We start from the raw sequence: 7,364 nt of genomic DNA, 5'->3' as shown, positions 1-7,364 counted from the left end.
GTCGAGAAGGAGCTGGGCTTCTCCGGCAAGAAGGACATCGAGGCGTACGGCATCGCCGAGTTCAACGCCAAGTGCCGCGAGTCCGTGCTCCGCCACACCGACGCCTTCTCCGACCTGACGACCCGCATGGGCTACTGGGTCGACCTCGACGACGCCTACGTCACGATGGACCCCGAGTACATCGAGTCGGTCTGGTGGTCGCTGAAGGAGATCTTCAACAAGGGCCTGCTGGTCCAGGACCACCGCGTCGCCCCCTGGTGCCCGCGCTGCGGCACCGGCCTGTCCGACCACGAGCTGGCGCAGGGCTACGAGACGGTCGTGGACCCGTCCGTGTACGTCCGTTTCCCGCTCACCTCCGGTCCGCTCGCCGGCCAGGCCGCGCTCCTCGTGTGGACGACGACCCCCTGGACCCTGGTGTCCAACACGGCGGTCGCCGCGCACCCGGAGGTCACCTACGTCGTCGCGACCGACGGCGAGGAGAAGCTCGTCGTCGCCGAGCCGCTCGTCGCCAAGGCGCTCGGCGAGGGCTGGGAGACCACCGGCCAGAGCTTCACCGGCGCCGAGATGGAGCGCTGGACATACCAACGTCCGTTCGAGCTGGTGGAGTTCCCGGAGCCGGCGCACTTCGTGGTGAACGCCGACTACGTGACCACCGAGGACGGTACGGGTCTGGTCCACCAGTCCCCGGCCTTCGGTGAGGACGACCTCAAGGTCTGCCGCTCCTACGGCCTGCCCGTGGTCAACCCGGTCCGCCCGGACGGCACCTTCGAGGAGGACGTCCCGCTGGTCGGGGGCGTCTTCTTCAAGAAGGCGGACGAAAAGCTCACCGAGGACCTGAACCAGCGCGGCCTCCTCTTCAAGCACCTGCCGTACGAACACAGCTACCCGCACTGCTGGCGCTGCCACACCGCGCTGCTCTACTACGCGCAGCCCTCCTGGTACATCCGCACGACCGCCGTCAAGGACCGGCTCATCCAGGAGAACGAGAAGACCAACTGGTTCCCGGAGACGGTCAAGCACGGCCGGTACGGCGACTGGCTGAACAACAACATCGACTGGGCGCTGTCCCGCAACCGCTACTGGGGCACCCCGCTGCCGATCTGGCGCTGCGCGGACGACCACCTCACCTGCGTCGGCTCCCGCGCGGAGCTGACCGAGCTGACCGGCACCGACCAGTCGGGCCTTGACCCGCACCGCCCGTACATCGACGAGGTCACCTTCGCCTGCCCGCACGAGGGCTGCGGCGAGACGGCCACGCGCGTGCCGGAGGTCATCGACGCCTGGTACGACTCGGGCTCGATGCCGTTCGCGCAGTGGGGCTACCCGTACAAGAACAAGGAGCTGTTCGAGAGCCGGTACCCGGCGCAGTTCATCTCCGAGGCGATCGACCAGACCCGTGGCTGGTTCTACACGCTGATGGCCGTCGGCACCCTCGTCTTCGACAAGTCGTCGTACGAGAACGTCGTCTGCCTCGGCCACATCCTGGCCGAGGACGGCCGCAAGATGTCCAAGCACCTGGGCAACATCCTGCAGCCCATCCCGCTCATGGACCAGCACGGCGCGGACGCGGTGCGCTGGTTCATGGCGGCCGGCGGCTCCCCGTGGGCCGCGCGCCGGGTCGGCCACGGCACCATCCAGGAGGTCGTCCGCAAGACGCTGCTGACGTACTGGAACACGGTCGCCTTCCAGGCGCTGTACGCGCGCACGTCGAACTGGGCGCCGTCCGCCGCGGACCCGGCCCCGGCCGACCGCCCGGTGCTGGACCGCTGGCTGCTGTCCGAGCTGCACGCGCTGACCGACCAGGTCACCCAGGCGCTGGAGGCGTACGACACCCAGCGCGCCGGCAAGCTGCTGTCCGCGTTCGTGGACGACCTGTCGAACTGGTACGTCCGCCGTTCCCGCCGCCGCTTCTGGCAGGGCGACAAGGCCGCGCTGCGCACGCTGCACGAGGTGCTGGAGACGGTCACGAAGCTGATGGCGCCGATCACCCCGTTCATCACCGAGCGGGTGTGGCAGGACCTGATCGTTCCGGTCACCCCGGGCGCGCCGGAGTCCGTGCACCTGGCCGGCTGGCCGGAGGCGGACCTGTCGGCGATCGACCCGGAGCTGTCGAAGCAGATGGTCCTGGTCCGCCGGCTGGTGGAGCTGGGCCGCGCCACGCGCGCGGAGTCCGGTGTCAAGACGCGTCAGCCGCTGTCCCGGGCGCTCGTCGCGGCGACCGGGTTCGAGGCCCTGGACCGGGAACTGCACACGCAGATCACCGAGGAGCTGAATGTCGAGGCTCTGGCCTCGCTCAGCGAGGTGGGCGGCAGCCTGGTCGACACCACGGCCAAGGCCAACTTCCGGGCGCTGGGCAAGCGGTTCGGCAAGCGGGTGCAGGACGTGGCGAAGGCGATCGCCGCCGCCGACGCCGCCGCGCTGTCCCTGGCCCTGCGCGAGGGCACGGCGTCCGTGGAGGTCGACGGAGAGACGGTCACCCTCGCTCCGGACGAGGTGATCATCACGGAGACCCCGCGCGAGGGCTGGTCGGTGGCCTCCGACTCCGGTGCCACGGTGGCGCTGGACCTGGAGATCACCGAGGAGCTGCGGCAGGCGGGTCTGGCCCGGGACGCGATCCGGCTGATCCAGGAGGCCCGCAAGAACAGCGGTCTGGACGTGGCCGACCGGATCGCGCTGCGCTGGGCGTCGACCGACCCGGCGGTGGTCGCCGCGCTGGCCGAGCACAGCGAGTTGATCGCCGACGAGGTTCTGGCCACCGACTTCGGACAGGGTGACGGAGACGACAGCTTCGGTGAGCCGTTCACCGATGAGGGGCTGTCCCTCACGTTCCGGCTGCGGAAGGCGTAAGCGCCGGGCGGATCGAGAAGGGCCCGGTCTCCGTGGGGAGGCCGGGCCCTTCTTTCCTGAGTGCCGTCGGATCGCGTGCGCGGTTGCCCGCGCCCCTGAGCGACCCCGCGCAACTCGCGTAAAAAGGGCGGGCCCCCAGGACCGAAGTCCAGGGGGCCCGCCCTATCAGACGCTGCCGACGCCGTTGTCGTACCGGTCTCAGTGACCCGTCAGTTGTCGTCCTCGTCGATCAGGAACCCACGCATCGGCGAGGGGGCCTGGCCCATCGGGGACGGACCCTGCGGCCGGACCGGAGCCATGGGCTGGGTCATGGCCGGGGTCATCTGCTGCTGACCGCCGTAGGACGGGGCGGACGGAGCGGGCGAGCCGCCCATCGTCTGGTTGCCGCCGTAGGACGGGGCACTCGCGCCGGCCGGGGCCATCGAGGGCGCCGGGGACGGCGGCAGAGACGCGGTGGCCGGGGTGCGCGGCGGGGCCAGGGAGTCGTCGGCCTGGGTCTCCAGCTGACGGAGCTGCGACTCCAGGTACGACTTCAGCCGCGTGCGGTACTCGCGCTCGAAGCCGCGCAGGTCCTCGACCTTGCGCTCCAGCGTGGCGCGCGCGGACTCCAGGGAGCCCATGGCCACGCGGTGCTTCTCCTGCGCGTCCCGCTCCAGGGCGTCGGCCTTGGCACGGGCGTCACGCTCAAGACCCTCGGCGCGGCTGCGGGCCTCGCCGACGATCTTGTTGGCCTCGGAGCGGGCCTCGGCGATCGCCTGGTCGGCGGTCTGCTGGGCCAGCGAGAGGACACGGGCGGCGCTGTCGCCACCGGGGCCCTGACCGGGGCCGCCCATCGGACCGCCCATGGGGCCGCCCATCGGACCGCCCATCTGCTGCTGCATGGGCGGCTGGCCGCCCATCGGGCCCTGACCCATCGGACCCTGGCCCATCGGGCCGGGGCCCTGCGGGCCGCCCTGACCGCCGGGACCGGCGGGCAGCTGTGGGGCACCGCTCGGCAGCTGGGGCGGACCACCCATGGGGCCACCCATCTGCTGCTGCGGCGGGCCCGATATGCCGGCGGGCACCGGAGCGCCGGGACCTCGCATGCCCTGCTGCTGCTGGTGCTGCTGCTGGTCCTGCTCCGGGGGCTTGCGCATGTTCTGCTGGTTCTGCGCAGCCGCTCGCGTGGCCGCGGCCAGCTTGGCGCGCAGGTCCTCGTTCTCGCGGAGCAGACGGGTCAGTTCGGCTTCGACCTCGTCGAGGAAGGCATCGACCTCGTCCTCGTCATAGCCTTCTCGGAGGCGGACGGTCGTGAACTGCTTGTTCCGCACGTCCTCGGGGGTCAACGGCATCTCTTCACCTCAACGTAGTCATCGGCAGTCGGCAAGACCGGATCGTCCCCCACCCTCATCTCACAAAGCTCTGCGCGATGGAGATGAGAATGTAGACGATGATCATCAGTACGAAGAAGGACAGGTCGAGCGCCACGCCCCCGAGACGCAGCGGCGGGATGAACCGCCGCAGAAGCTTCAGCGGTGGATCGGTGACAGTGTAGGTGGCCTCCAGTACGACCACCATCGCCTTGCCGGGTTGCCACGAGCGGGCGAACTGGAAGACGTAGTCCATGACCAGCCGGAAGATGAGCACGACGAGGAACACCATCAGCGCGATGTAGATCACCTGCGCGAACACGCTCATGGCCTCTGGTTCCCTCTCCCCTGTTCCGTGCTCTTCCGTGCTTCGATCCGGTCGTACGTCTCAGCTCTGGTTGAAGAACCCGCCCTCTGCGATGCGGGCCTTGTCCTCCGCCGTGACATCGACGTTAGCAGGAGACAACAGGAACACCTTCTGCGTCACCCGCTCGATGCTGCCGTGAAGACCAAACACCAAACCGGCCGCAAAGTCGACAAGTCGCTTCGCGTCTGTGTCATCCATCTCAGTCAGATTCATGATCACCGGGGTGCCCTCACGGAAGTGTTCCCCGATGGTACGGGCCTCGTTGTAGGTCCGCGGGTGAAGCGTGGTGATCCGGTACGGCTCTCGTTCGGACACGACCTTGGGCATGATCACCGGTGCGTTCTTCTCCAGGGACTGACGTTCTTGTGTGATGGATGCCACGGGCGCGATGCGCGCCGGACGCCCGGATTCCGCGGCGAGCGAAGTCGAACGGGCCACCGGCTCGCGAGGCGCGGGCGGTTGCACGATTCGCACCTCTTCGTCCCTTTGGGACTGATGTGCGCTGTGCGACTGATGTGACGATTCGTGCCGTCGGTGGTCCCGCTCGGGCTCGGGGTCCAACTCGGGCTCGAAGTCGTCGTCGGGGTCGAATCCGCGGCCGTCGTACCCATCGTCCTCCACGAGGCCGAGGTAGACCGCCATCTTGCGCATCGCGCCGGCCATGCTCTGAGTCCTCCGCTCTGTGGTGGATCGACTGACGACTGCCAAGTGCCCGCGATCCACGTGGTCCTTGCGCCCGCCTTGGCGCGCATTGACCATATTTTCTGCTGTGGTCCGACTTCTTGGCGACGTTACCCGAGCCTGGGGCGGACTCCGAGTACCGCGGTGCCGACGCGCACATGTGTCGCCCCGGCGGCCACGGCCTGTTCGAGGTCCGCGCTCATCCCTGCCGACACCATGGTTGCAGCCGGATGACTTCGGCGCAGGTCGGTCGACAAATCCATGAGGCGCTCGAACGCCGCCTGTTCGCGTCCCGCGTACTCCCCGGTGAGCGGAGCGACGGTCATCAGTCCGTCGAGCCGCAGCCCGGGCGCGTCGGCGACGAGGTCGGCCAACTCTTCGATTCCGGCCGGGGCCACGCCACCGCGCCCGCCCGTCTCCCGCCACCGCCCCTCCGAGGAGCTTCGCGCCCCTCCTGATTCCCGCTCGCTCTCGCCGGCGTCCAGGGCGACCTGGATCAGGCAGCCCACCTCGCGCCCGGCGCGCACCGCCTCCTTCGACAGGGCGGCGACGAGCCGGGACCGGTCGACGGACTGCACGACATCGGCGTAACCGACCACGGAACGCACCTTGTTGGTCTGCAACTGACCGACGAAATGCCACTTCAGGGGCAGATCCGCACAGGCGGCGGCCTTCGGGGCCGCGTCCTGGTCGCGGTTCTCGGCGACATGGCGCACACCGAGTTCCGACAGGATCCGCACATCGCTCGCCGGGTAGGTCTTGGTGACCACGATCAGGGTCACCTCCTCCCGCTCGCGCCCGGCCGCCGCGCACGCGGCGGTGATGCGCTCCTCCACCTTCGCCAGATTCGCGGCGAGTTCGGTCTTACGGTCCGTCATGCCCCATCAGTCCAGCCAGACGTAGCCCGCGAGCCGCCCGGTGGCGCGGTCGCGGCGGTACGAGAAGTGGTCGTCCGACTCCAGCGTGCACACCGGCGCCTGCGCCCGGTCGCACACCCCGAGCCGGTCGAGCTGCGCGTGCACCCCGGCGCTCACATCGAGCGCCGGCGTGCCCCAGCTCGTTTCGGCGTGCGCCGCCGGCTCGACGGCGGCCACCTCGGCGCGCATCGCCTCCGGCACCTCGTAGCACCGGCCGCAGACGGCCGGTCCGGTGCGGGCGACGATCCGTTCCGGTGCGGCGCCGAGCGAGACCATGGCCCGTACGGCGGCGGGGACGACGCCCTTGACCATGCCGGGCCGGCCCGCGTGGGCGGCGGCGGCGACCCCGGCGACGGGGTCGGCCAGCAGCACCGGCACGCAGTCGGCGGTGAGGACGGCGAGGGCGAGTCCGCGCCGGGCGGTGACGACCGCGTCGACCTCCGGCACCGGCCGCTCGCCCCACGGCTCGTCCACCACGGCGACGTCGGCGCCGTGCACCTGGTTCATCCACACGACCAGAGCGGGGTCCAGGCCGAGCGACTTGGCCGCCAGTTCCCGGTTGTCCCGCACCGCCTCGGGCGCGTCGCCGACGGCGCCGCCGAGGTTCAGCTCCTCATACGGAGCGGCGCTCACCCCGCCCCACCGGTCGGTGAAGGCGAAGTGCGCGCCGCTCACGCTCTCGCGCTGTCCTATCACTTGAGGAAGTCCGGAACGTCCAGTTCCTCGGCCGCGCTGTCCGAGTAGGTCCGGGGCGCCGGGGTCACCGGCGGGGTGACCGGGATGTCGGCCACCGGCTCGGGCGCCGGCTCCGGCTCCTCCTTCGGCTTGACGCTGCCCAGCGAGCCGAAGGACGGACGGCTGGGCTCGCTCGGCCGGGCCGGAGCGGGCTCCTCGCGGCGGGCGGGGGCCGAGCCGGAGGCCGAGCCGAGGACGTTGTCCCGGCGGGCCGGGGGCTGGCCGCCGTCGAAGCCGGCCGCGATCACGGTGACCCGGACCTCGTCGCCGAGGGCGTCGTCGATGACCGCGCCGAAGATGATGTTGGCCTCGGGGTGGGCGGCCTCGCTGACCAGCTGGGCGGCCTCGTTGATCTCGAAGAGGCCGAGGTCGGAGCCGCCGGAGATGGAGAGCAGCACGCCCCGGGCGCCGTCGATGGACGCCTCCAGCAGCGGCGAGGAGATCGCCATCTCGGCCGCGGCCACCGCG

6 protein-coding genes and 1 pseudogene are annotated in these 7,364 nt (G+C 70.4%); 1 reads left to right on the top strand and 6 read right to left on the bottom strand.

Going from position 1 to position 7,364, the window contains the following annotated elements; all coding sequences use genetic code 11:
* The coding region (ileS, locus tag CCN44_RS33320) for an isoleucine--tRNA ligase (protein ID WP_086702000.1) at positions 1–2,847 on the top strand (2,847 nt) is incomplete at its 5' end.
* A 209-nt stretch (positions 2,848–3,056) separates the two neighbouring features.
* On the opposite strand, the gene CCN44_RS33315 is transcribed toward ileS, so the two are convergent.
* The 6 genes and pseudogenes from CCN44_RS33315 to CCN44_RS33290 all read right to left on the bottom strand — a co-directional run.
* Positions 3,057–4,178: a DivIVA domain-containing protein gene (locus CCN44_RS33315; RefSeq protein ID WP_059248822.1), complete on the bottom strand. Its 1,122-nt coding sequence runs from the start codon at positions 4,176–4,178 to the stop codon at positions 3,057–3,059.
* 55 nt (positions 4,179–4,233) lie between these two features.
* Complete coding sequence (locus CCN44_RS33310; protein ID WP_059248823.1) at positions 4,234–4,524, bottom strand: YggT family protein; 291 nt, start codon at positions 4,522–4,524, stop codon at positions 4,234–4,236.
* Between the two features lie 60 nt (positions 4,525–4,584).
* A complete protein-coding gene (locus CCN44_RS33305; RefSeq protein ID WP_023551436.1) occupies positions 4,585–5,226 on the bottom strand; it encodes a cell division protein SepF in 642 nt (213 codons plus the stop codon).
* Between the two features lie 128 nt (positions 5,227–5,354).
* Positions 5,355–6,122 carry a YggS family pyridoxal phosphate enzyme gene (locus tag CCN44_RS33300; protein ID WP_059248824.1) on the bottom strand — a complete coding sequence of 256 codons (768 nt, stop codon included), beginning with the start codon at positions 6,120–6,122 and terminating at the stop codon, positions 5,355–5,357.
* Positions 6,123–6,128: 6 nt separating this feature from the next.
* Entirely contained in the window at positions 6,129–6,857 is a 729-nt protein-coding gene (pgeF, locus tag CCN44_RS33295) for a peptidoglycan editing factor PgeF (RefSeq protein WP_059248825.1), read from the bottom strand.
* Positions 6,854–7,364 (bottom strand): annotated as a pseudogene (locus tag CCN44_RS33290) (cell division protein FtsZ); the annotation flags it as partial. The gene pgeF and the pseudogene CCN44_RS33290, both read right to left, overlap by 4 nt.

Origin of the sequence: Streptomyces tricolor (genome assembly GCF_002155905.1) — a bacterium.
GTDB lineage: Bacteria > Actinomycetota > Actinomycetes > Streptomycetales > Streptomycetaceae > Streptomyces > Streptomyces tricolor.
Note: the sequence above shows the minus strand (reverse complement) of the source record. Positions and strands in the feature narration are given on the sequence as shown.